General features: G+C 71.1%; 23 protein-coding genes. 16 read left to right on the plus strand and 7 right to left on the minus strand.

The genetic code is table 11. The features are described from left to right. Positions 1–51 precede the first annotated feature (51 nt). On the minus strand, positions 52–1,308 hold the full coding sequence (locus B116_RS25825; RefSeq protein ID WP_033667831.1) for an arginine deiminase: 1,257 nt from the start codon (positions 1,306–1,308) through the stop codon (positions 52–54). Between the two features lie 160 nt (positions 1,309–1,468). On the opposite strand from B116_RS25825, the gene B116_RS0123925 reads away from it, so the two are divergent. The 5 genes from B116_RS0123925 to pheA all read left to right on the plus strand — a co-directional run bounded on the left by B116_RS0123925 (position 1,469) and on the right by pheA (position 5,004). Continuing rightward, positions 1,469–2,179, plus strand: coding sequence for a hypothetical protein (locus B116_RS0123925; protein WP_026321786.1), 711 nt, complete (start codon positions 1,469–1,471; stop codon positions 2,177–2,179). A gap of 225 nt (positions 2,180–2,404) precedes the next feature. Continuing rightward, complete coding sequence (locus B116_RS0123930) at positions 2,405–2,863, plus strand: hypothetical protein (RefSeq protein ID WP_027661561.1); 459 nt, start codon at positions 2,405–2,407, stop codon at positions 2,861–2,863. A 74-nt stretch (positions 2,864–2,937) separates the two neighbouring features. After that, on the plus strand, positions 2,938–3,321 hold the full coding sequence (locus tag B116_RS0123935; RefSeq protein WP_018722631.1) for an ACT domain-containing protein: 384 nt from the start codon (positions 2,938–2,940) through the stop codon (positions 3,319–3,321). Between the two features lie 243 nt (positions 3,322–3,564). Then, the gene (locus tag B116_RS0123940) at positions 3,565–4,038 is read left to right on the plus strand and encodes a hypothetical protein (protein WP_050565612.1); all 474 of its coding nucleotides are present in this window, start codon (positions 3,565–3,567) and stop codon (positions 4,036–4,038) included. 9 nt (positions 4,039–4,047) lie between these two features. Further along, positions 4,048–5,004 carry a prephenate dehydratase gene (gene pheA / locus B116_RS0123945; protein WP_027661562.1) on the plus strand — a complete coding sequence of 319 codons (957 nt, stop codon included), beginning with the start codon at positions 4,048–4,050 and terminating at the stop codon, positions 5,002–5,004. A gap of 26 nt (positions 5,005–5,030) precedes the next feature. Here pheA and B116_RS0123950 read toward each other — a convergent pair whose 3' ends face one another. Continuing rightward, positions 5,031–5,375 carry a metallopeptidase family protein gene (locus B116_RS0123950; RefSeq protein WP_027661563.1) on the minus strand — a complete coding sequence of 115 codons (345 nt, stop codon included), beginning with the start codon at positions 5,373–5,375 and terminating at the stop codon, positions 5,031–5,033. A gap of 191 nt (positions 5,376–5,566) precedes the next feature. Here B116_RS0123950 and B116_RS0123955 point away from each other — a divergent pair, with 191 nt between their 5' ends. Both B116_RS0123955 and B116_RS0123960 read left to right on the plus strand, forming a co-directional pair. Beyond that, entirely contained in the window at positions 5,567–6,289 is a 723-nt protein-coding gene (locus B116_RS0123955; protein WP_027661564.1) for a hypothetical protein, read from the plus strand. A gap of 210 nt (positions 6,290–6,499) precedes the next feature. Continuing rightward, complete coding sequence (locus B116_RS0123960; protein WP_027661565.1) at positions 6,500–7,321, plus strand: HAD hydrolase family protein; 822 nt, start codon at positions 6,500–6,502, stop codon at positions 7,319–7,321. A 23-nt stretch (positions 7,322–7,344) separates the two neighbouring features. On the opposite strand, the gene B116_RS0123965 is transcribed toward B116_RS0123960, so the two are convergent. Further along, entirely contained in the window at positions 7,345–7,962 is a 618-nt protein-coding gene (locus B116_RS0123965; RefSeq protein WP_033667832.1) for a bacterial proteasome activator family protein, read from the minus strand. Positions 7,963–8,041: 79 nt separating this feature from the next. Between B116_RS0123965 and B116_RS0123970 the strand changes: the two genes are divergently transcribed. Both B116_RS0123970 and B116_RS0123975 read left to right on the plus strand, forming a co-directional pair. Further along, positions 8,042–8,836 (plus strand): alpha/beta hydrolase family protein, encoded by a 795-nt coding sequence (locus B116_RS0123970; protein WP_018722624.1) that lies wholly within the window; start codon positions 8,042–8,044, stop codon positions 8,834–8,836. An 84-nt stretch (positions 8,837–8,920) separates the two neighbouring features. Next, complete coding sequence (locus B116_RS0123975) at positions 8,921–10,120, plus strand: ABC transporter substrate-binding protein (RefSeq protein WP_027661567.1); 1,200 nt, start codon at positions 8,921–8,923, stop codon at positions 10,118–10,120. A gap of 61 nt (positions 10,121–10,181) precedes the next feature. On the opposite strand, the gene ddaH is transcribed toward B116_RS0123975, so the two are convergent. After that, positions 10,182–10,967: a dimethylargininase gene (gene ddaH / locus B116_RS0123980; RefSeq protein WP_018722622.1), complete on the minus strand. Its 786-nt coding sequence runs from the start codon at positions 10,965–10,967 to the stop codon at positions 10,182–10,184. Between the two features lie 106 nt (positions 10,968–11,073). On the opposite strand from ddaH, the gene B116_RS0123985 reads away from it, so the two are divergent. Both B116_RS0123985 and B116_RS0123990 read left to right on the plus strand, forming a co-directional pair. Further along, positions 11,074–11,532 (plus strand): Lrp/AsnC family transcriptional regulator, encoded by a 459-nt coding sequence (locus B116_RS0123985; protein WP_026321782.1) that lies wholly within the window; start codon positions 11,074–11,076, stop codon positions 11,530–11,532. A gap of 129 nt (positions 11,533–11,661) precedes the next feature. Beyond that, positions 11,662–13,620: a beta-propeller domain-containing protein gene (locus B116_RS0123990; RefSeq protein ID WP_027661568.1), complete on the plus strand. Its 1,959-nt coding sequence runs from the start codon at positions 11,662–11,664 to the stop codon at positions 13,618–13,620. Here the strand turns inward: B116_RS0123990 and B116_RS0123995 are convergent, their stop codons facing one another. Genes B116_RS0123995 through B116_RS0124005 form a run of 3 tightly spaced genes read right to left on the minus strand, consistent with a single transcriptional unit; the run spans position 13,621 to position 15,772 of the window. Next, entirely contained in the window at positions 13,621–13,914 is a 294-nt protein-coding gene (locus tag B116_RS0123995) for a DUF6457 domain-containing protein (RefSeq protein ID WP_027661569.1), read from the minus strand. It lies immediately after the preceding gene. Next, a complete protein-coding gene (gene mobA, locus B116_RS25830) occupies positions 13,911–14,720 on the minus strand; it encodes a molybdenum cofactor guanylyltransferase (RefSeq protein WP_033667833.1) in 810 nt (269 codons plus the stop codon). Before mobA ends, B116_RS0123995 begins: the two co-directional genes overlap by 4 nt. Then, positions 14,651–15,772, minus strand: a complete 1,122-nt coding sequence (locus tag B116_RS0124005) for a DUF4192 domain-containing protein (RefSeq protein ID WP_027661571.1) — start codon at positions 15,770–15,772, stop codon at positions 14,651–14,653. Before B116_RS0124005 ends, mobA begins: the two co-directional genes overlap by 70 nt. Before the next feature lie 150 nt (positions 15,773–15,922). Between B116_RS0124005 and B116_RS0124010 the strand changes: the two genes are divergently transcribed. From B116_RS0124010 to B116_RS0124030, 5 genes are all read left to right on the plus strand, one after another. Further along, positions 15,923–16,831, plus strand: a complete 909-nt coding sequence (locus tag B116_RS0124010) for a fructosamine kinase family protein (RefSeq protein ID WP_027661572.1) — start codon at positions 15,923–15,925, stop codon at positions 16,829–16,831. 1 nt (position 16,832) lies between these two features. Continuing rightward, complete coding sequence (gene moaA / locus B116_RS0124015) at positions 16,833–17,846, plus strand: GTP 3',8-cyclase MoaA (RefSeq protein ID WP_027661573.1); 1,014 nt, start codon at positions 16,833–16,835, stop codon at positions 17,844–17,846. Between the two features lies 1 nt (position 17,847). Beyond that, on the plus strand, positions 17,848–18,144 hold the full coding sequence (locus B116_RS0124020) for a MoaD/ThiS family protein (RefSeq protein ID WP_018722614.1): 297 nt from the start codon (positions 17,848–17,850) through the stop codon (positions 18,142–18,144). Between the two features lie 13 nt (positions 18,145–18,157). Beyond that, on the plus strand, positions 18,158–19,408 hold the full coding sequence (locus tag B116_RS0124025) for a metallophosphoesterase (protein WP_020608277.1): 1,251 nt from the start codon (positions 18,158–18,160) through the stop codon (positions 19,406–19,408). Positions 19,409–19,469: 61 nt separating this feature from the next. Next, entirely contained in the window at positions 19,470–22,658 is a 3,189-nt protein-coding gene (locus B116_RS0124030) for a UvrD-helicase domain-containing protein (RefSeq protein ID WP_027661574.1), read from the plus strand. Positions 22,659–22,699: the final 41 nt, after the last annotated feature.

The following is a 22,699-nucleotide window of genomic DNA, read 5'->3' on the forward strand; positions in this document are numbered from 1 at the left end:
GGACTGGCGGAGCCGGGATCGGCACCGACCTCCCCGCCGGGTCGCGTTAGTTCAGCGCGGTAGCCCGACCGCACCCGCCTCGGCCGGATCAGTCTCCCGGCCGAGCGGGGCGCGGAGCAGCGGGCAGGACATGCACCGGGGGCCTCCCCGCCCGGAGCCCAGCTCCGAGCCGGCGATCGGGACGACCTCAATGCCGGCTCGCTCGAGCTGCGCGTTGGTCTCCGTGTTCCGCTCGTAGCTGACGCAGAGCCGGGGTGCCAAGGCAAGGGTGTTGTTGCCGTCGTCCCACTGTTCCCGCTCGGCGGTCACCGGATCCAGGCCGGTGTCGATCACCCGGAGCTGGTCCAGGTTCATCGCGTCCGCGGCGGCCCGCAGGAACGGCGCCGGCCCTTCCAACCGCGGATCGTCCCCGTCCGTCCCGGCGGTCACCGTGTACGCGACGAGCGTGCTGGCGATGTTCGGGTACATCAGCACAGCGTCGGCGTCCACCATCGTGCAGACGGTGTCGAGGTGCATGGTGGCCCGCTCCTGGGCGATCGGCACGACCAGGATGGTGTGGGCCAGGTTCGCGGCGAAGACCTGACGGGCAAGCCGCTCGGCGCCCGCCGGGGTGGTCCGCTCACCCACTCCGACCGCCAGCACTCCGGGGGCGAGTAGCAGCACGTCCCCACCCTCCAGATGCTCCATCCCCGGGCGGTACGCGAACTCGGTGCCGGCGAAACGTGGATGGTGGCGGTAGATGGCGTCGGTCAGTGCGCTCTCCCGCCGACGGGCGGGCATTGCCAGGCTGGTGACGGCGGCCCGACCACCGATCCAGACCGAGGAGTCCCGGGTGAAGAGCAGGTTCGGTAGCGGGTCGATGACGAAGTCGTGCCGGTCCATCAGCTGGTAGACCAGGCCGCCGGGGCGCTCCCGGCTGATCCGCAGTTCCTCGTGGGCTAGGCCGGCGATAAGGACGCTGGCCAACGTGGCCGGGTCAAGGTAAGTGAGGTGGTCGGCGACCCGGGCGCGCAGCTGGTCGCCGAGCCGGGGCGAGCGCAGCACCTGCTCGGTTAGCTCGGCCCGAGCGTCGTCGCCGGCAAGGGTCTCGGTAAGTAGCTCTGCCAGGTGGAGCACCTCCACGCCGCGCTCGCGCAGCGCGTCGGCGAACGCGTCGTGTTCCTCCTGCGCGCGGCTGACCCAGGGGATGGCGTCGAAGAGCAGCGAACCACTGTTCCGGGGGGTGAGCCGGGCCAGCTCGGGCCCGGGACGGTGCAGCATGACCGTACCCAGGCGACCAACCTCACTGTCCACGTAGTGGCTCACCATCGCAGCCTAGAGCCTGAGTTCCCGGCATCCGGCAAAACAACGATGGATGAACGTGGCATTCATCCGCACTCACTCCGGCGCTCCAACTTGCCCACTCGGGGGAGTAGCGACGTAGGGTAGCGGGGACATAACTTCGAGGGACCTTTTGCCGGAGGTCGCGATGACTGTCTACCCTGCCCACCAAGCTGCACCCTCCGCCCGGGCGCTGCCGCCCACGGCGGTGCCGCCTCCCCGGGTGGATAGCCCGGGCCCTCTCGCGCCACCCCGCTCCTCACCCCTCGAATGGGCCCGGCGCCGACGGGCCTCGCGAGGAGCACGGCGGCTGGAGGCAGCTGGAGCACGAGCTCTGGGCCGCCTCGACCAACTCGGTCCGGCCTGGCACGTGATCGAATGGCCGCGTACCGACTCGCTCGACCTCCTCCACGACGACGCCGACGGCGAGCGCGCCGGCTTCCTCGCGATCGGCCCGAGTGGGCTCTACGCGGTCACCATCGTTGACCACGGCCGGGCCCGGGTGCTGGTGGCCGGTGAGGTTGTGCAGATCAACGGCAAGCGTCCGGCCTACGTGACCGAGGCGCGTAAGGATGCCAAGCGGGCGAGCAAGGCCCTCAGCAATGCGGTCGGGCTACCAATCCCGGTAACGCCGGTGCTGACGTTCGTCGGCTCCGGCGTCATCAGTGTGTACGGCCTCCCGGAGGACTGCCTGATGGCCACCCATCGGGAACTGGACCGGCTCCTCGTGGCCGCCGGTAACCGAATCAGCCCGGAAACCGCGGCCAAGCTGTCCCGCGTCGCGCAGCACCCGGGCACCTGGCGCAGCGGCAGCTATCGCCCGGCGGCCGACTACCGGTGGTATGGCGACGGCAGCTGACAAGCCGGTGCGCCGACGGTACCGTCGGTGGGGACGTAGCGCGGCCCGGATGCGATCGACGCCGGTCAGCCGCACCACCGCCGGCCCAACCTCCGCCGCCCTTCCCGCCAGGTAGGCACGGCCCAGATCATCGCCAGCACGTTGGCGGTTGCCGGCGCGGTCAGCGGAGGATGCGTTGGGTCACGCTAGCGTGGACAGACCGTCTGGGTTGATTGAGGAGGTGCGGTGGCCCACGTCGAGCTCTCGCTCTCAGAAGTCCGCGTGCCGGCGGTAGGGGCACCGACAGAGCAGGAGTACGACAACGTCACCTCCTGGTCGATGACCGTCTCCCGGGCAGACGAGCCCTGCCTGCTCATCGCTGCCGACACTCGCGTGGTCGCCGTCTCCGCCTCCGGGTCCCAGCTGCTTTTTCTCCGCGACTGCCGGGACATGATCGGGCAGCCACTACTCGACGGTAGCCTGCGGCTACTCGACTTCACCGCCAACCGGGGCGAACTGACCGAGCCGGAACTCGACAAGATCCCACCGCTGCTCGCGATCACCTCCGGTCGCCTGACCCGCGGGCTACTTCGGATCAAAGGAGTCCCGGCGGGCGCACCGGACGCCACCGTTGACGCCATCTCCACCCCGGTTCACCACGCCGGCGCAGTCGTCGGCTCACTCACGTTCTTCTCCGAGGTCTGACCGGCGCACGGCATGTGGCGCGCGCCGCACGCGGTGTGCTGGGTAGGAACCGCCCGAGGCCGTAAGGTGCCCTCATGCTGGATATCGCTCTGCTGTCGGGTGATTACGCTGTCTGCCGCCTGGCAGCCGGCTCTGCCCTGCCACCCGGCCTGTCGGGCGGGCTGAGCGACAACGACGTAGTCACGGTGAGCTGGACCACCGACGGCGTGTCCGTGATCTGCCCGGCAGCACGCGCACCGGCACAGACCGAGACCACCTGGCGTTGCCTACGCGTGATCGGCCCCTCTGACCTCGCGCTCTCCACCGGTCTGGCCGCTCTCATCGAACCGCTGGCCAAGGCCCGTGTCTCCGTGGTTACCTTCTCCACCCACGACACCGACTACCTGCTGGTCCCGGCTGTCCGCCTCGATCAGGCGGTCACGGCGCTCGACCAAGCCGGGCACCGGGTCCGCACCTAGCCAGAGCCGGGTCGCGTTTGCCTCGGTCGAGACGACACCCCGCCGAGGCTTCACCAGAGCAACGGACGCTCCTACGATGGGTTCCCATCCGCGTGCGCTCATTCATGTCGATTTGAGGAATCGTCCGTGCCGTCCGGCCCGCCCCGCCCCGCTGCTCCCACTCCGCCCACCCACCGGTCCCAGACTGGATCGCCGACCCGGCGTGGCCGCTCACAGACCCCGGCCGTGACCGTGGTCGGGCTCATGGGGCTCCTGTCGGTGCTCACGTCGGGCTGCGGCACCCCGCCCGAGCTGCGGGATACCCAGCCGAGCCAGTCAGCCCGGTCCGCGTCGCCCACTCCGACCGGCACCGCGACCACCACCGCCGCGGCGCTGCCGCCAACCGGGGCGCCGACCCCGACGGCCAGGAGCACACCGGTCGCCGTCCAGTGCTCCGCCGGCCCGACCAGCCAGCAGGTGACCGCCCTGGTACGCAGGCAGGACCTGCTTCCCGACGACGCCCAGGTACGGGTGCTGACCGGGCCGCTCTGCGCCGACGACTGGCACTACACCCACCTCGCCGTGACCGGCTACGAACCACTCCAGGTCGTCAGCCAGGGTTCCGGCACCGCACCACGCCTGGTCACCGCCGGCACCGATGTCTGCACAGCGGAGGTACGCGTCATCTCCCCGACCGGCATCCGGACCCTGGCCTGCCACGCCGGCTCGGGTACGTAGGCTGTCGCCATGCCGGGAACACCACCGACCCGCTTTGTCTACCTCGGGCCCGAGGGCACCTTCGCTGAACAGGCGCTGCGGACCATCCCTGCGGCCGAGCGGACCAGCCAGACTCCCGCCCGCAGCGTCGGTGAAGCGCTGGAGAGCGTACGCGTCGGTGCCGCGGACGCGGCGCTGGTGCCGCTGGAGAACTCCATCGGTGGCGCGGTCGGGGTGACGCTGGACGAGCTGGCCGAGGGCGAGCCGTTGGTGATCACGCGAGAGGTGATCCTGCCGGTGGAGTTCGTGCTCGCCGCCCGTGCCGGCGGGCATCTCGGTGGCGTGCGCAGTGTGGCCGCCCACCCTCAGGCGTCCACGCAGTGCCGGGCGTGGCTGCACGCCCACCTGCCCGACGCGGCGGTCGTTGACGTGCTCTCCAACGGCGCGGCGGCGGTCGGAGTCGCGGCTGGCGACTTCGACGCGGCGATCTGCGCCCCGATCGGCGCGGCCCGACACCGGCTCGCGGTACTGGCCGACAAGATCGCCGACCATCCGGATGCGGTGACCCGATTCGCGCTCTTCTCCCGGCCGGGGCCGCCCCCGCCGCCCACCGGGGACGACGTGACCTCGCTGGCGGTCTACATCGCCCACGACCGGGTGGGCGCGCTGCTCTCCGTGCTGATGGAGCTGGCCGTGCGCGGGGTCAACCTGACCCGGATCGAGTCCCGGCCGACCGGCGAGGCACTTGGCCGGTACGTATTCTTCCTGGATTGCACCGGTCACCTGGCTGATGCCCGGCTCGGTGAGGCATTACAGGGACTACGTCGGGTCTGCGCCCAGGTGCGCTTCCTCGGGTCGTACCCCCGACATCGCTGGACCGGCGGCGAAGGTGAGCGACCCGCCCCAGCCCCATCGGGGACCCTTGACACCGACTATGTTGACGCCGCCGCCTGGCTGGCCCGGCTGCGCAGCGGGGATCTCAGCTGAGACCGGTCGCTGGGCGGCCCGACGGCTCAGCCCCAGCCCAACTCGTGCAGGCGCTCGTCGTCGATGCCGAAGTGGTGGGCGATCTCGTGTACGACCGTGATCGCTACCTCCTCGACCACCTCTTCCTCGGTGTCGCAGATGTGCAAAATCGGGTTGCGGTAAATCAGGATGCGGTCGGGCAGCACGCCCGAGTAGCCCCAGCCGCGGTCGGTCAGGGCGTGCCCCTCGTACAGGCCGAGTAGCTCCTCGCCGGGAGGTGGGGCGTCCTCGACCAGGATGACCACGTTGCTCATCAGGCTGAGCAACTCCTCGGGTACCTCGTCGAGCGCGTCGCCGACCAACTCCTCGAACCGCTCCCGGTTCATCTCCATGGCCACTGCCCCATTCTGCCGGTACCCGAAGCTCCGGCGGGAGCCCCCGCACCGGCCAGCCAGCCGGTAGGGAGACAGGCAAGCAGGCGTCGACGGGGAGGCCGGCGGCCGGCGGGCGCGATTCGATTCGGCCCTCCACTGGTTGGTTGTGCCATGATGCGGATCAGACTCGCCGATCCGAAAGGTTTCCGATGGATCCGGAGCAGCCCATCCCCCGACAGGAAAGCCGGTCCGACGGCATCGCGGGCGGGCAGCGGGGCGGGGTCGATACTCGATTGTCGGACCGCCGACGCCACATCACCGGGCTCCTCCGCGGCCGGCGCCCACCCCTCATTCTCGCCGGGCTCGGGGCCGCCGCCGGGATGGCCTCGCTGGTGGGTGAGTGGGTTGTGCTGAACCTGCCAACCGGCGGTCCGGCCGGCGGTCCGATCCAGATCCCGGAAACGGTCGACGAGGTGGGCAGTTTCGGTAACGCCTACCTGGTGGGCCTCCTCGGTCTTGCTGTGACGGTCGCCCTCGCCCTGCGCGGCACCGGAGCCAGCCGGTCAAACGCCCGCATCGCCGGCCTGGCCTTGGCGGCTGCGCTGCTCGCGGTCCTGATCGCCGGGGCCGCCACGATCGGCGACGCGGACGTACGCGTCATCTACTACCGCGGCCAGGAGGGTTTCGGCATCGAATACGGGCGGGGGATGGTCACCGCCTTCCTGGCCTGCGTACTACTCGGGGCTGCGTTGCTGCTCGCCCCGGCCGCGGAGGGGCCTGATCCGGCGTCGGAGACCGATGCGGCGCAGGAGACCGATGCGGCGGCGCCGGCCCGACGACCGGGTTCTGCCCGCAGCGCCGCAGCGGACGACCTGCCGCCCCCCGCCGACATCACCGTCGGCCCGACGGCCCCGTTTGTCCGCCCGGACTGATCGAGCTGAGCCAAGCCACCGGGCACCACCCTCGCCTCGGGCTTGCCCGACAACTGGTCCCCGCACTGCCGCGATGCCACCCGTTGGCACCGGATTCGCCGGTAAGCCATGGTGACGGCTGCCTCCGCGAGGTACGGTTGCTGCCCGCCGTGACGCCGGGTCACACAACCGTGACGACTGGCCGAGACGGCGGCGGGCGAAGGAGGAGCCATGGTCCGCCCGGGATTACCCAAGTTGATCGCTACCGATCTGGACGGGACGCTCGTCCGCAGCGACAACACTGTCTCCGCGTACACGCACGAGGTACTTGACCGGATGCGCGCCGCCGGCATCCCGATGGTCGGCGCTACCGGCCGCGGACCACGGCTGACCGAACTGACCCGGAACGACATCCGCGCCGCCGACTTCCTGGTAATGGCCAACGGCGGCCGGGTGGTGGACCAGAGCGACCCGGACGGGCCGTTAGTACTCCGCGACGAATGGCTCTCCGGCGCGGTGCTGGCGGAGTTGCTGACCGAGCTGGAGGCAGCGGTCGGTCCGCTGACCATCATGGTCGAGTCGTCCGACGAGCCCAACGCGCCGCTCTGGGGGGACTATCACGCGAGTTGGCCGTACCCGGAGCTGTTCGAGGCGCGCAGCCGCGCCGAATGCCTCTCCGGCAACGTGATCAAGGCATTCGCCCGTACCGCCGACCACCACACGGACGAGCTGTTGGAGGTGGCCCAGCGAGTCGTCCCACCGCACACCGCCTCGCTCACCCAGGCGGGCCTGGGCTTCATCGAGATCTGCCCGCCCGGCGTGGACAAGGCAACCGGGCTTCGGGTAGTCGCCGAACGGCTCGGCGTGGACCCGGCGGAGGTTCTGGTCTTTGGCGACCAGCCAAACGACCTGCCGATGTTCTCCTGGGCGGGTTGGGCCCGGGTGGCGGTCGCGAACGCACACCCGGCGGTTCACGCGGCTGCCGACGAAGCCACCCTCCGTAACGACGACGACGGGGTCGCCGTCTACCTTGATCGGCTGCTGACCCGCTGACGGCGGGCCCCGGGCCACACCGATCAGAGGTACTGGCCGGTGCTGTGCCCCTCGCCGCCGGCCGACTGCCCCATCCCGGGCATGCCGGGCGCGATTCCGCCCGGCCCGCTGGGGAGAGCCTGCCGACCGGAGCGCATCTGCTCCAGCTGGACCCGGGCCGCCATCTGCTGGGCGACCAAGGCCGCCTGGATACCGTGGAAGAGCCCTTCCAGCCAGCCAACGAGCTGCGCGTGGGCGATCCGCAACTCGCTCTCGCTGGGCGCCTTCTCCTCGGTGAAGGGCAGGGCGAGGCGCTCCAACTCCTCCCGTAGCTCGACGGCGAGTCCCTCCTTGAGCTCGACGATGGACCGCTCGTGGATCTCCCGCATCCGGTGCCGGCTGGCGTCGTCGAGCGGGGCGGCCTTGACCTCCTCCAGCAGCTGCTTGATCATGCTGCCAATCCGCATCACCTTGGCGGGCTGCTCGACCAGTCGGGCCGGGTCCTCCTGGCTCTCGTCGGTCTGCACCGTGCCGACTGGACGACCGTCCGGTCCCACCACCACCACGGTGCCGGTCCGAGCAGTATCGTCCTGGCCCTGCTCGTCAGCCTGCTCCTGCACGTCGTTCTGTCCTGCGGACTGCGTTTCGGTCATGGCACCCATCTTTCCCCAGCCGCCGGCGACGATACCCCCCGGGAGCAACGATCAGCGCCGATCGGGGCCACCCGCTACCGTCACGGGCATGTCCAGCGACCCGCGTGCCGTACTCACCCGTCCCGCGCCCGCCCCGGATGTCACCGTCGCCTACGGACCCCATCCGGACCAAATCGCGGATCTACGCCGGCCAACCGGCACCGGACCGGCCCAGCGGCTGGTGATCGTTGTACACGGCGGCTTCTGGCGGGCCGAGTACGACCGCCGGCACACCGCGCCGCTGGCGACCGCACTGGCCGGGCTCGGCTACCCGACAGCGCAGGTCGAGTACCGCCGGACCGGACCGCCCGACGGTGGCTGGCCGGGGACCCTGGCCGACATCCTGACCGGGGTGTCCGAGCTACCCCGGCTGACGGCCGAGGCGTTCCCCGGCGCAGTGGCGGCCGGCCCGCCGATCCTCATCGGGCACTCGGCCGGCGGGCAGCTGGCCCTCTACGCCGCCGCCACCCGGCCCGCCACGGTCGGCGGGGTTCTCGCCCTGGCCCCGGTGGCGAACCTGGCGGAGGCCTACCGGCTGGACCTGGACACGGGTGCGGTGGCCGCACTGCTCGGCGGCGGCCCAACCGAAGTGCCGGACCGCTACGCGGCCTGTGATCCGCGTTCGCTACCGCCACAAAATTCACGGACAGTAGTAATGCATGGCGCCCTCGACCAGCAGGTGCCGGTAGCGATGAGCCGAGAATTCGTCGCGGCCGGGCGTGCCGCCGGCGGCAACATCCACCTCCTTGAGCTGCCTGATTGCGAGCACTTTGGCCTCATCGACCCAGAATCGGCGGCTTGGCCGGAGGTCGTCCTCGCGTTACGGTCCCTCACCAACGCCTAGTAGCTAGTTGACGCAGCGTTGCCACGCGGGGTAGAACGCCGGATGGGCAGGATGCGCCCGGCCAAGACTCTGGAGAGGGACCCGGTGACACAGGTGAACCGCAGGCGTGCCCTACAGCTGTTGGCGGCGCTGGGCACGGCCGGACTCGTGACGGGATGTAGCAACAGCAGCGAGTCCGACGCCGACGCTCCGCTGAGCCCGATCAAGATTGGCATGCTCATTCCGCAGACCGGTGATCTCACCGACGTCGGGACCGAGGTGGCCAACGGCTTCCAACTCTTCCTGGATCTCAACGAAGGGCAGCTCGGTGGGCACCCGACCCAGCTGGTCACCGCCGACGAGGGCAAGGACGCGAAGTCCGGCCAGGCCGCGGTCGAGGGACTACTCAAGCAGGGGGTGCTGGCCCTCACCGGCGTGGTCGGCTCAGCCGTCATGCTCGGCATCCGCGACACCGTGGAGCAGGCCCAGGTGCCGCTGGTCGGTTCCAACGCCTCCCCCAGCAGCCTGCAGAGCGTCGTCTACATCTGGCGCACGTCGTACGTGCTGGACGAGGCCGGTCGGGCCCTCGGCGGCCATTTGAAGAAGACGCTCGATCCGTCGGAGCGGCTGGCGATCATCATGCCGGACTCCCCGGCCAGCCAAGACGTACTCCGGGGCTTCCAGCAGGAATTCGGTACGTCCGACCCCCGGATCGGGGATCCGGTTACCTGGACGGAGGAGATCTCCGGCACCCCGGGCAAGAACGCCTACCGACGCGATATCGCCACGGCGCTCAAGCGTGACCCAGACGGCGTCTTCTGCTTCTTCGCCGGCACCGCCGCCGTGGAGTTCCTCAAACAGCTCCGCGCGGAGGGGTACACCGGCCCCGTCTACGCCCCGGGCTTCCTGACCGAGGGCAACGTCCTGGCGAACTTCAAGGACGAGACCAATGTTCTCGGCATCCAGACCACCCTGAACTACTCACCCGACCTCAACAACGCGGCCAACCGGCTCTTCGCCTCGGCGTACCGCAAGAAGCACGGCACCTCACCGACCGCGTACGCGACGGCGTCGTACGACGCGGCGCACGTCCTCAACCAGGCGATCCGGCGTGCCGGCGCAGCACCCACCCCAGCGGAGGTGAACCTGGCGCTCGGCAAGATCGGCCGAGTTGACAGCCCCCGCGGCGTGTGGCAGTTCAACCAGTCGCGCACCCCACAGCAGCGGTGGTACCTCCGCGAGGTCCAGCTCGACGGCCAGCTCCTCTCCAACATGCTCTTGACCGAGCTGGCCACGCTCGGCTGAGCGGGGCGGCGCAGATCCAATCTCGCCGCCCCGCCGGTACGACGCCGCTCGGCAACGGGCGCTAGTGGCGCAGTTCGGCGATGCAGCACTTCACGCTTCCGCCGCCCTTGCGCAACTCGGCCAGCGGCACCGGCACCGGCTGGTAGCCGGCGGCTGCCAGCTTGTCGGCGAGACCGGTCGCCTCGCTGTTCAGGATGACGTTACGGCCGTCGCTGACCAGGTTCAGACCGAACGCGAGGGCGTCAGCGTCGTCGGCGACGACAGCCGCTGGGAAGAGCCGCGCCAGAACCTTCTGGCTGGCGGCGGAGAAGGCGCCCGGGTAGTAGGCGATGTTGCCGTCATCGATCGAGGCCAGCGCCACGTCCAGGTGGTAGAAGCGGGGATCGACCAACCGCAGCGAGACCACCGGTCGACCCAGCGCCTCCTGTGCCTCGGCATGGGCAGCGGGCTCCGTCCGAAAACCGTAGCCAGCCAGGACGAGACCACCGTGCGCCGCCGGCAGGTACGCGAAGTCACCCTCGCCCTCGTTGGTAACGGTCGGGGCGATGAAGTGCCAACCGTGTGCCTGGTAGAAGGATCGGTGAGCCGTGGCCTCGGCGCTCCGCTGCGCGTGCTTGAACCGCGCGCCGTAGACGGTGCCATCGACGACGAAGGCACCGTTGGCCGCGTAGACCATGTCGGGTAGCCCCGGCTTGGGGGCGAGCAGGCGCACGTCGTGGCCGAGCCCGACCAGCGTCTCCCGTAGTTGGTCCCACTGCTTGACCGCCAACTCCGTGTCAACCGCGGCGCTGACATCCATCCACGGGTTGATTGCGTACTCAACCGTGAAGTGCTTCGGCGAGCACATGAGATATATCCGCTTTCGCGGCACTCGCTGCTGGTTCACGATTACCAAGGTAGGTATCGTCGAACGACGGTAACAGCCACAAGTATTGCTTCCAGGAGGCAGAATCTTGCAGATAGACGCAGTGGATCAGCGAATCATTGCGTTGCTCGTCGCCGACGCGCGCGCGTCATACGCCGACATCGGACAGCGGGTCTCCCTGTCCGCCCCGGCAGTGAAACGACGGGTCGATCGGCTGCGCGCGACCGGGGTCATCCGTAGATTCACCGCCGTCGTTGACCCGGCCGCGGTCGGCTGGACCACCGAGGCGTTCGTCGAGCTGTTCTGCGCCGGTCGGACCACGCCACCACAGATCGGTGTCGCCGCCCGCCGGCACCCCGAAGTCGTCGGGGCGTACACCGTCTCGGGCGAGGCGGACGCCCTCGTCCACCTGCGCGCCGCCGACATCGCCCACCTCGAGGCCGCGCTGGAACGACTGCGGGCCGAGTCCTTCGTGACCTCCACCCGCAGCACCATCGTGCTCTCCCGGCTCGTCGAGTCCCCTGGCGTCGGCCCGTCCCCCGACTGACCACCGTCGCTGCCCACCATCCCGGAGCCCGCCACCGCCGTATCGAAGGGGACGCGCTCCACCGGCGCCGAGTCGGACGGCAGCGAGCCGCACGGGAACCGCGGGCAGGCCGGCGGCGTCGGAAGGGGCATGACATCGCGCCGTCCCACTCTTGTCGCGGGCACCCTGCTCGCGCTCGTCCTGCTCGCGGGCAGCGCCGCCGCGACCCGCCTACCGGAGCCGAACACGCCACCGGCCGGACCCGAGTCACCACTACAGTTGGTCTCCTTCGACTCCTGCACCGATGCGCTGGCCGAACTGCGCGCCGCGACCGCAGCCGAGGTCAGCCCGTGGGGGCTCGCCGGCGGCGCGCCCCAGCAACGGGCCGTAGCGGCAGCACAGGATGCCATCGGCAACGCCGATGAGTCGACGCCGGCCGGGGACTACTCGCTCACCAATGGATACGAGGCCGGCGTCGACGAGCCGGACCTGGTCAAGACCGACGGGCAGCGGATCGTCACCATCAGCCAGGGCGTACTCCGGGTCGTTGACCCCACCACCAACCGATTCACCGGACGGCTGGACCTCAACGATGGCCCCGACCAGCGCCACTGGGCCCGGCACGACCTGCTCCTGTACGGCGATCACGCGGTGGTCCTCACCGACGCGGCACCGATGGTCCTCCCCGCGACCGGCCTCGGTCGCGAAGACATCGCCGTGCCGCCGCCCGGATCAAACCCGCGCACCGCGACCCGCTTCCGCCTGGTTGACCTGAGCGGCTCACCCCGGGTGCTCAGCACGTACGAAATCGATGGTCGCACCCTTGACGCCCGACAGACCGGGAGCACGGTCCGGGTGGTGGTCCAGTCCCACCCCCAGCTGGCCTTCCCGGAGTTGCCCGCCACCGCCGACGAGGTGGCCCGCCAGGAGGCGAACCAGGCCGCGGTGGCCGCCGCCGGCATCGAGGCGTGGCTGCCGGCCTACGAATGGACAGCCGGAGCGGAACACGGGACCGGTCGGGTTGACTGTGACCGACTCAGCCGCCCGCAGACCGGCACCGGCTCCGCCGTGCTGACCGTACTCAGCTTCGACCTCACCGCTGACCGGCTCACCGACGGCGACCCGGTCAGCGTGGCCGCCAACGCCGACACCGTCTACAGCACCGGTGACAGCCTCTACCTGGCGGGCCAGCGACAGCTGGCGGCCTCGCCCACTCCGGGTCGGTGGCCCGACCAGATCGGCACGTCGGTCACCGAGATCTACCAGTTCGACACCACCGCCGCCGGCCGCCCCCGCTACGTCGCCGCCGGCACGGTGCCCGGCCGACTCATCAACCAGTACGCCCTGTCCCAGTGGCAGGGCCACCTACGCGTCGCCACCACCACCACCACCGGCCAGGCCGGCACCACCGGCCAGGCCGGCACCACCACGGGCGGGGCCGCCACCATCACCAGCCAGGACGAGCGCAGCTCGGAATCCGGCGTCCACGTGCTGCGTCGAAAGGGCGAGGTGCTGGCCCCGATCGGTGCGGTCACCGGCTTGGGTCCGGGGGAGCGGATCTATTCGGTGCGCTACCTCGGTGACACCGCGTACGTGGTGACGTTCCGGCAGACCGACCCGCTCTATGCACTCGACCTGAGCGACCACGCCGCCCCCCGGGTCACCGGGGAGCTGAAGATCACCGGCTACTCGGCGTACCTGCACCCGGTCGCGGACGGCCGGCTGCTCGGCATCGGGCAGGAGGCCGATCACGACGGACGCGTGCAGGGTGTCCAGGTCTCGCTCTTCGATGTCCGGGACCCAGCCCAACCGCTCCGGTTGGACCGCTGGCACCGCCCGGACGCCTGGTCCGCCGCCGAGCATGACCCGCACGCATTCCGATACGACCCGACCACCGGGCTCCTCGCCGTCCCGGTCAATGCCGGCCTGCGCCTGTTGCGGGTCTCCGGGGATACCCTCACTGACCAGGGCGAGGTGACCCACCCGGCTGGTGGACACATCACCCGTTCGCTACTCGTCGGAGACACCCTCTGGACAGTGTCGGACGCGGGCCTGCGGGCCACCGACCCGACGACCGGAGAGAGCCTGGCCTGGCTGCCGAATAGCTGATCAGCGCTGGCTCGGCGGGTGGGCCTCGTCACTCGGGGTCCCGGGCTCACCCGCCGCACCCAGCTCGACCGGCCAATCGGCGGCCAGCTGCTGGACCCGGGCCGTGGCGGCGGTCGGCTCCGCGCCCCCACCAACCGCGACCCCCACCAGGTAGGCGGCGACCGGCGCGCCGGGGCGCAACACCTGATGCGCCACGTCCCGCGTCAGGTCAAGCACCGCTGGCACCGGCACCTGAGCCGGGTCGAGGCCGAGCTCGGTACAGACCGCCGTCACCCAGTCGTCCATCGAAGTCATCGCACCCACTCCTCTGCCTGGCGTAGATCCTCGTCAGTGTCACAGTCAAACCATGGTGGGGGGCCATCCCCGCGCCACGGCACCTCGTGTACGGCCAGCCCATGCAGCAGAGCCCGCAGCGACGCCCCGGCCAGGGGGCGCTGGCTGGCCAGCCGGGTGAACGCGGCCCGCAGCGGGGCGACGCGCCACACCCCGCACAGCGGCTGCCGCCGCCCGGCGTCATCAACGAAACACACCCCGTCAATCGCACCGGGACCCGGCGCCAGCTGGTCCCCGCCCCGCTCGCCGTCGAGGTGGCCCAGCAGTTCCCGGACTGCGTCCCGAGTGAGCAGCGGCAGGTCAGCGGCGAGAAGGGCGAGGAGGTCCACACCGGCGGGTAGCCGGGCCAGCCCGGCTGCTGCGGCGGCGACCGGCCCCCCGCCCGGCGGTGACTCTCGGGTAATCAGGACCCCGGCCGGCGCACCGGCCGGTGGACCCACCAGGATTCGCGGTGCGGCGTCGGCGACCGCGGCCAGCACCCGGTCTCGCATCGGGCAGCCACCGACCGGCCGGGCTGGCTTGTCCACGCCGTCCATCCGCCGGGCCGCACCCCCGGCCAGCACCACCGCCGCGTAGCTGCGCACCCGGCTACGGTACCGGCCGAGCCCATTTGGCTCCGCGCCTACCTGCGCGAACAGCGGGCCCACCGAGGGCCGAGCCCGCCCGCCGGAGTCAGCGGGCACCCCACCCGCCGGGGTCAGCGGGCACCCCGCCCGCCCCGCCGGGGGCGGGGACGAGCCACGCCGGTCAACGTGATGGCTGGCCACCCGGCCAGCCGGGTCGGGGGCACCCCACTCCGAAGCAGGTCAGCTACCAGCAGCGCGAGCGAATAGTCGGGATGTAGGGCGAGCACCCGTTCCAACGCCACCGCCGCCAGCGCCCCCTCCCCAGCCCGCCAGGCCGCGAAGGCCAACAGCGAACCGGGGGCGGCGATGAGCTTCGGCTCGGCCCGGCGGAGCAGGTCGGTCCAGAGCGCGATGTCGGCCTCCCGCCCGTCGGTACGCTCCCAGGCAAGATCCCGCACTGCCCGGTCGGTCAACAGCCAACTCAGCCAGGCCACCTCGTCATCGTCGAGCCTTTCGCCCCGTCGATGCCGACGCTGAGCGGCCCGGATCGCGGTGCTCCCCGCCGCCCGCACCGGCCGCCCGCCGGGCCGGTTGCCCCCGGATGCCCGGGTCACCAGGTCGGCGAAGCGCCGCCCCGCCCGCTGCACGGCCCGCCGCAGCCGAGTTCGCTCAGCACCCTCGACCGACGCCACCTGGGCGACGAGCGCCGCCCGATCGGGCAGAGCGACCTGACCGGCGAAGACCGCAGCGGCGGCCACCTGACTCGTGCCCGAGTCGTACGCGGTGCCGTCGGGCGGACAGCACTCCGGCTCCGGGCAGAGGTACGACCAGTAGCGGCCATCGGTGACTCGGAGCGCGTCGAGCACCTTGATCCCGGCCTCGGCAAGGGCCTGCCGGACGGCGTCAACCGCGGGAGTGACCCGGGACGCGGGCCCGTAACCGAGCACTGTCACGCAGTCGGTGGATTGCTGGGCGACCACTGCCGCCAGGTGTCGGGCCGCCTCGGCAGACCCGCCCGGACTGGCAGCGCCGCCCGCGGTGGCAGCGCCGCCCGCGGTGCCGGTGGATCCGGCCGCAGCGGCGGAGCAGGCCAGGTCGGCAAGGTCTGCCCGGGCGGCGAAGGTGACCCGTAGGCCACGCATCGCCACCACGACCATGCTGTCAGCCGGATGGAACCCGAGCAGATAGGGCACGGCGGCGATCAGGTCCGCGCCGGAGCGAACGGAGAACCGGGGGAGGTCAGTCGAGGCCATTCCGGCAGCCTGTGCCCCACCCTCGACCGCCGTCCGCCCCTGTGGACGACACGCGCTCTATCCACAACTACGGTGCGTAATTACGCTGGTCACGGCGACTTCTCGGCCTCCGCCGCCCTCGACCCACCCCCACCCACTACCGTCCGACGCATGGATCTGGCGTATCTGCGGGCCCACCCGGAGCACCTGCCGACCTTCCGGACCCACCAGCGGATCCGGGAGACGCCGGTCGCCGGCGGCAGTAGCTGCACCGCCGCACGGCTCACCCTCGACGACGGGCATTCGATTTTCACGAAGACCTGGCCCGAGTCGGCCACCGGGCACCAGCCGGCGCACTTCTTCGCCAGCGAGGCGGCCGGGCTGCGCTGGCTACAGGAGGCGGACGCGGTCGCCGTACCGGAGGTGATCGTGGCACTGCCCAACCTGCTGGCGCTGGAGTGGGTCGAGTCCGGCGAGCCCGACCCGGAGGCCGCCGAGCGGTTCGGCCGGGAACTGGCTGCCCTGCACCGAGCCGGCGCCCCGACCTTCGGCGCCGAGTGGCCGGGCTTTATCGGCATGTTGCCGGCGGACAACACCCGGGACGAGGGCCCGTGGTCGCGGTGGTTCGTCGAGCGCCGGCTCCTGCCGTACCTGCGGATGTCGGTCGACAACGGCGCGCTCGGCTCGGCGGAGCGGAAGCTGATCGAGCAGGTCGCCGACCGGGCCGCCACTTTCGGCGGCGACGAACCGCCGGCCCGGCTGCACGGTGACCTCTGGCCGGGCAACCTGCTCTGGAGTCGCGACTACCGGGTCTGGCTGGTTGATCCGGCAGCACACGGTGGCCACCGGGAGACCGACCTCGCGCAGCTCGCGCTCTTCGGTGGCGCACCGCACCTGGACCGGATCCGCGCCGCCTACCACGAGGCGTGGCCGCTGGCCGACGGCTGGCCGGAGCGGATCCCACTGCACCAGCTTCACCTGCTGCTGGTGCACACCACGCTCTTCGGTGCGACCTACCGCGAAGCGGTTGCCCAGACCGCCCGGAGCGCCCTGCTCGGTTCGGGCGCGCTACCGTCATAAGGTGAGCGCCGCCCGACCGACCGCTGGCGTCCTCGTTGACCGGCACGGCCGCGTCGCCCGAAGCCTGCGCGTCTCCCTGACCGACAAGTGCAACCTGCGTTGCACCTACTGCATGCCGGCGGAGGGGCTGCCCTGGCTCGCCGGGCCGCAGCTCCTCGACGACGACGAGGTGGTCCGGTTGATCCGGATCGCGGTGCGGCGGCTCGGTGTGACCGAAGTCCGGTTCACTGGTGGTGAGCCGCTGATCCGGCCCGGCCTGGTCGGCATCGTCGCGGCGGTCGCGGCGCTGGCCCCCCGGCCGCGCATCTCGCTGACCACCAACGGCATCGGTCTGGACCGGCTCGCGCCGGCCCTGCGCACCGCCGGCCTGGACCGGGTGAACGTCTCGCTGGACACCCTCGACCGGGAGCGGTTTGTCCGGCTGACCCGCCGGGACCGATTGGATGCCGTGCTCGCCGGGTTGACCGGCGCGGCCGAGGCCGGGCTGACCCCAGTCAAGATCAACACAGTCCTGATCCGCGGCATCAACGAGGACGAGGCGCCCGCACTGCTGCGCTTCGCCCTCGACAACCACTACGAGCTGCGCTTCATCGAGCAGATGCCGCTGGATGCCCAGCGCGGCTGGGACCGGTCGACCATGGTCACCGCCGACGAGATCCTCACCCTGCTGCGGGCCGAACACACCCTGGTGCCGGACCCGGCCCACCGGGGCGCGGCACCGGCCGAGACCTGGCTGGTCAATGGCGGCCCGGCCCGGGTCGGCGTGATCGCCAGCGTCACCCGCCCCTTCTGCGGAGAGTGCGACCGCACCCGGCTCACCACCGACGGTCAGGTCCGCGACTGTCTCTTCGCCACGACCGAGTCCGACCTGCGCGGGGCGCTCCGCGCCGGGGCCGACGATGATGAGATCGCCCGCCGCTGGGAGACCGCGATGTGGGGTAAACGGGCTGGTCACGGCATCGACGACCCGGGGTTCCTGCAACCCGACCGCTCGATGTCCGCGATAGGAGGCTGACATGTCCGACCTGCGGGGGCCAACGACCGACGCCCGACCCGACCGGATGACCGCGACCCTCACGATCCGCTACTTCGCCGGGGCCCGGGCGGCAGCCGGATGCGCCGAGGAGCACCTGCCCGCCGGCCGATCGCTGGAGGCGGTCCTGACCGACATAGCCGACCGACACGGCGAACGGCTCCACGCGGTACTGGGCGTCGCCAGCTTCCTGGTTGACGGGGTGAACTGGCACGATCGGCGGGCACCGCTGCCCGCGGGCGCCACGATCGACGTTCTGCCCCCGTTCGCGGGTGGCTGAGGGAGGCACAGCCTTGTTCGCGGTACTGGGGTTCGTCGCCGTTCTGGCCCTCCTCACCGGCCTGGTCCACCTCTACCTGTGGAAGCGGCTGGTACGCGACACCACCCGGCCGGGACTGCCGCGACGCATCGGTGGTGTCACCATGCTGGTGCTCGCGGTGCTCGTCCCGGCCACACTGGTCGGCACCCAAGCCGGGGTGCACTGGCTCGCCTGGCCGGGCTACCTCTGGCTCGCGGTCCTGTTTTACCTGCTGGTCCTGCTGGTGGCCCTGGAGCTGCCGATGTTGGTCGCCCGGCTGGTGCTACGCCGCCGGGTAGCCGCCGCCACGCCCACCGCCCCGGCACCAGAACCCGCCCTGGTGACGGCGGGCGGGTCGGCCGAACCGCCGGCCACCGCCCCGCCCGTCGACGGACAGCCGGACCACGATCCGTCCCGCCGGTTACTTCTCGCGCGCGGGGCGGCGATCTTCGCCGGGCTCACGGCCACCGGCCTGACCGGCTACGGCGTGCGCACCGCCCTCGGCCCACCCCAGCTGGACCGGGTACAGGTCCACCTGGCCCGGCTACCCCGGAGCATGGACGGCCTCCGCATCGCCACCGTCTCCGACATCCACATCGGCCCGCTACTCGGGCGCGCACACACCGAACGGATCGTGGCCACCATCAACCGGCTGGACGCCGACCTCGTCGCGGTCGTCGGCGACCTCGTGGACGGCTCCGTCGCCGAGCTGGGCGAGGCGGCGGCACCGCTGCGCGACCTGCGATCCCGACACGGCAGCTACTTCGTCACCGGCAACCACGAGTACTACTCCGGCGTGGAGGAGTGGGTGCAGGAGGTGGACCGCCTGGGCCTGCGGGTCCTGCAGAACCACCGGGTGGAGATCAAGGCCCGGGGCGGGGCACTCGACTTGGCCGGGGTCAACGACGCCGAGGCGGCCGGCACCGGGGTGGCCGGCCCGCCGGACTACGCCGCCGCCCTCGGCGATCGGGACCCGAACCGACCGGTGGTACTCCTCGCCCACCAGCCGGTCGCGGCGTTCGAGGCCGCCAAATTCGGTGTTGACCTGCAGCTCTCCGGGCACACCCACGGTGGGCAAATGGTGCCCTTCAACTACCTGGTGCAGCTTGAGCAACCGGTGGTCTCCGGCCTCGGCGAGATCAACGGCACCAAGGTGTACGTGACCAACGGCGCCGGCTTCTGGGGCCCCCCGGTCCGGGTCGGCACCGAGCCACAAATCACCCTCGTCGAACTGCGTTCGGAATAGCGCAGCTCACGTGAGCGCGTGGCGGCGAGCGTAGGACGCGGGCTCCATGGCAAGATGCGTCGTGCCTCCGATCAACGCCGCACCCCCCGGTGGCCTCCCGTCCTTCGTCGCGGACCTGCACATCCACTCGAAGTACTCGCGGGCGTGCAGCCGTGATCTCACCCTGCCGAACCTCGCCTGGTGGGCTCGGCGTAAGGGCATCGCCGTCCTCGGCACCGGCGATTTCACCCACCCCGCCTGGTACGACCACCTCCAGGAGACCCTGCATCCAGCGGAGCCGGGCCTCTACCAGCTCGCTCCGGAGGCCGAGCGGGAGATCGCACGCCGGCTACCGCCACGGCTCGCCGACGAGGCGGAGAACACCCCCGTACGGTTCATGCTCAGCGTCGAGATCTCCACGATCTACAAGCGCGACGACCGGACGCGCAAGGTGCACCACCTGGTCTACCTACCGGACCTGGCGGCGGTGGCCCGGTTCAACACTGCGCTCGGGCGGATCGGCAACCTCGGCTCCGATGGCCGGCCGATCCTCGGTCTGGACTCCCGCGACCTGCTGGAGATCACCCTTACGGCGAGCCCGGACGGCTACCTCGTGCCGGCGCACATCTGGACGCCCTGGTTCTCCGCCCTCGGCTCCAAGTCCGGCTTCGACGCGATCGCCGACTGCTACGCCGACCTGGCCGAGCACATCTTCGCGGTGGAGACCGGCCTCTCCTCCGACCCGGAGATGAACTGGCGGGTTGGCAGCCTCGACCGCTACCAGCTGGTGTCGAACTCCGACGCCCACTCCCCGCCTGCGCTGGCCCGGGAGGCGACGGTCTTCAGCTCCGCCCGCGACTACTTCGGCATCCGGGAGGCGCTGCGGACCGGCGACGGCCTGGCCGGGACGATCGAGTTCTTTCCAGAGGAGGGGAAGTACCACGCGGACGGCCACCGACTCTGCGGCGTCAACTGGGCACCGGAGCAGACCCGGGCGGCCGGCGGGCGCTGCCCGGAGTGCGGCAAGCCGCTGACCGTCGGGGTCCTCAACCGGGTGGAGGAGTTGGCCGACCGACCCGCGGGGCACCGGCCGGCGCACGCCCGTGACGTCACCCACCTGGTGCCGCTGGCCGAACTCCTTGGCGAGATCAACACGGTGGGGGCGCGATCGAAGAAGGTCGCGGGCAAGCTCAACGACCTGATCGCCGCGCTCGGTCCGGAGCTGGAAATTCTCACCCGGACGCCGCTCGCGGAGATCGACCGGGTCGGCGGCGAACTCCTCGCCGAGGGCATCCGCCGGCTTCGCCGCGGCGAGGTCCACCGGGTGTCAGGCTTCGACGGCGAGTACGGCGTCATCACCCTCTTCGACCCGACCGAACTCCGCCCCGGCGGGGGCGCGGCGGCGCAGGAGACGCTCTTCGACGTACCCGCCGTGCCGGCGCCGCGTCGACCCGCGGAGCCGAGCCCGAAGCCGAAGGCCCGTCGCCCGGCGACGAAGCCGGAGCCGAGGCGGGCCAGCCAACCCTCGCCGCCGATCGCGCCACCCCCCTCGCCGCACGAACCCTTCGAGCCGATGCTCTCCGGAATGGAGGAGGTCGGCACCGGTCTGCTCGACCGGCTGGACGCGATGCAGCGGGTGGCCGCGTCCGCGCCGGGTGGGCCGCTGCTGATCGTGGCCGGTCCGGGCACCGGCAAGACCCGTACGCTGACGCATCGGATCGCGTACCTCTGCGCGGAGCTGAACGTCTTCCCGGAGCGTTGCCTGGCGATCACCTTCACCCGGCGTGCCGCCGAGGAGCTGCGGCACCGTCTCGACGGGCTACTCGGGCCGGTCGCCGAGGATGTCACCGTCGGCACGTTCCACTCCGTTGGCCTGCAGCTCCTGCGGGAGAACCATGTGGCCGCCGGCCTGCCGGCGAACTTCCGGATCGCCGACGACGCGGACCGCGCCGCCGCCCGCGCCGAGGCCGGCGACGACCACGACAGCTACCTGGCGCTGCTCCGCAAGCAGGACCTGGTCGACCTCGACGAATTGCTCACCTTGCCGCTGGCCCTGCTGCAAGCCGATCGGCGGTTGGTCGATTCCTATCGCGAACGGTGGCAATGGATCTTTGTTGACGAGTACCAGGACGTTGATGAGGTGCAGTACGAGCTACTCCGGCTACTCAGCCCCGCCGACGGGAACCTCTGTGCGATCGGTGACCCGGACCAGGCGATCTACTCCTTCCGGGGGGCCGATGTCCGCTACTTCCTGCGCTTCTCGCAGGACTTCACCGATGCCCGGCTGGTCCGACTGAACCGCAACTACCGTTCGTCGGCACCGATCCTGGCCGCCGCGGTACAGGCGATCGCCCCCACCTCCCTGGTCCGGGGCCGTCGGCTGGACCCGGCCCGGCTCGACCCGGAGGCCCCACTGCTCGGCCGGTACGCGGCCACCTCCGTCGCCGACGAAGCCACCTTCGTCGCCCGTACGGTGGACGAGTTGGTCGGTGGGCTGTCGCACCGCTCACTGGATTCGGGGCGGATCGACGGCGCCACGACAACGCTCTCGTTCTCCGACATCGCGGTGCTCTACCGCACCGACGCGCAGGCCGCGCCCATCGTTGACGCGCTGTCCCGGGCGAACATCCCGGTGCAGAAACGCTCCCATGACCGGCTCCGCGACCGCCCCGGCGTCGCCGACATCGCCCGGGAGCTGCGGCACACCGGCGGCGTTGACGGCGACCTGCCGGCCCGGGTTCGGCTCGCCGGACAGGTGATCGCGCAACGGTTCGCCGCCCCCACCCTCGACGGTTCGGGAACCGCCGGCCCGGCCGACGTACGGGTGGCGGTCGATCTGCTCACCCCACTGGCTCGGCGCTGCGGCGATGACCTGGACCTGTTCCTGTCCCAGCTGGCGACGGGGGCGGAGGTGGACGCGCTCGACCCACGCGCCCAGGCGGTCACTCTGCTCACTTTGCATGCCGCCAAAGGGCTGGAGTTCCCGGTGGTCTTCCTGGTCGGGGCCGAGGACAGGCTGTTGCCACTGCGCTGGCCCGGCAGCGAGCCGGACGACGAGGCGGTCGCCGAGGAGCGACGGCTCTTCTTCGTAGGTGTGACCCGCGCGCAGGATCGGCTCTACCTCAGCCACGCCGCCCGGCGATTCCGGCACGGCACCGAGTACGACTGTCGCCCCACTCCATTCTTGTCCGCGATAGATCCGGGGCTCTTCGAACGCCTCGGGGAACCGAAGTCCCGCCGCCCGAAGGACCGCCAGCTCCGCCTGATCTGAATTCGCACCCGCCACGCCACGGTGGCGAAGGCGGCGGGACC

The sequence above is a fragment of the Salinispora fenicalii genome (assembly GCF_000514815.1).
GTDB lineage: Bacteria > Actinomycetota > Actinomycetes > Mycobacteriales > Micromonosporaceae > Micromonospora > Micromonospora fenicalii.

What these genes read in the sequence shown, in the direction of transcription:
- B116_RS25825 (WP_033667831.1), bottom strand. Translation starts at nt 1,308, where the DNA reads ATGGTGAGCCACTACGTGGACAGTGAGGTTGGTCGCCTGGGTACGGTC.
- B116_RS0123925 (WP_026321786.1), top strand. Translation starts at nt 1,469, where the DNA reads ATGACTGTCTACCCTGCCCACCAAGCTGCACCCTCCGCCCGGGCGCTG.
- B116_RS0123935 (WP_018722631.1), top strand. Translation starts at nt 2,938, where the DNA reads ATGCTGGATATCGCTCTGCTGTCGGGTGATTACGCTGTCTGCCGCCTG.
- B116_RS0123940 (WP_050565612.1), top strand. Translation starts at nt 3,565, where the DNA reads ATGGGGCTCCTGTCGGTGCTCACGTCGGGCTGCGGCACCCCGCCCGAG.
- pheA (WP_027661562.1), top strand. Translation starts at nt 4,048, where the DNA reads ATGCCGGGAACACCACCGACCCGCTTTGTCTACCTCGGGCCCGAGGGC.
- B116_RS0123950 (WP_027661563.1), bottom strand. Translation starts at nt 5,375, where the DNA reads ATGGAGATGAACCGGGAGCGGTTCGAGGAGTTGGTCGGCGACGCGCTC.
- B116_RS0123955 (WP_027661564.1), top strand. Translation starts at nt 5,567, where the DNA reads ATGGATCCGGAGCAGCCCATCCCCCGACAGGAAAGCCGGTCCGACGGC.
- B116_RS0123960 (WP_027661565.1), top strand. Translation starts at nt 6,500, where the DNA reads ATGGTCCGCCCGGGATTACCCAAGTTGATCGCTACCGATCTGGACGGG.
- B116_RS0123965 (WP_033667832.1), bottom strand. Translation starts at nt 7,962, where the DNA reads ATGGGTGCCATGACCGAAACGCAGTCCGCAGGACAGAACGACGTGCAG.
- B116_RS0123970 (WP_018722624.1), top strand. Translation starts at nt 8,042, where the DNA reads ATGTCCAGCGACCCGCGTGCCGTACTCACCCGTCCCGCGCCCGCCCCG.
- ddaH (WP_018722622.1), bottom strand. Translation starts at nt 10,967, where the DNA reads ATGTGCTCGCCGAAGCACTTCACGGTTGAGTACGCAATCAACCCGTGG.
- B116_RS0123990 (WP_027661568.1), top strand. Translation starts at nt 11,662, where the DNA reads ATGACATCGCGCCGTCCCACTCTTGTCGCGGGCACCCTGCTCGCGCTC.
- B116_RS0123995 (WP_027661569.1), bottom strand. Translation starts at nt 13,914, where the DNA reads ATGACTTCGATGGACGACTGGGTGACGGCGGTCTGTACCGAGCTCGGC.
- B116_RS0124005 (WP_027661571.1), bottom strand. Translation starts at nt 15,772, where the DNA reads ATGGCCTCGACTGACCTCCCCCGGTTCTCCGTTCGCTCCGGCGCGGAC.
- B116_RS0124010 (WP_027661572.1), top strand. Translation starts at nt 15,923, where the DNA reads ATGGATCTGGCGTATCTGCGGGCCCACCCGGAGCACCTGCCGACCTTC.
- B116_RS0124020 (WP_018722614.1), top strand. Translation starts at nt 17,848, where the DNA reads ATGTCCGACCTGCGGGGGCCAACGACCGACGCCCGACCCGACCGGATG.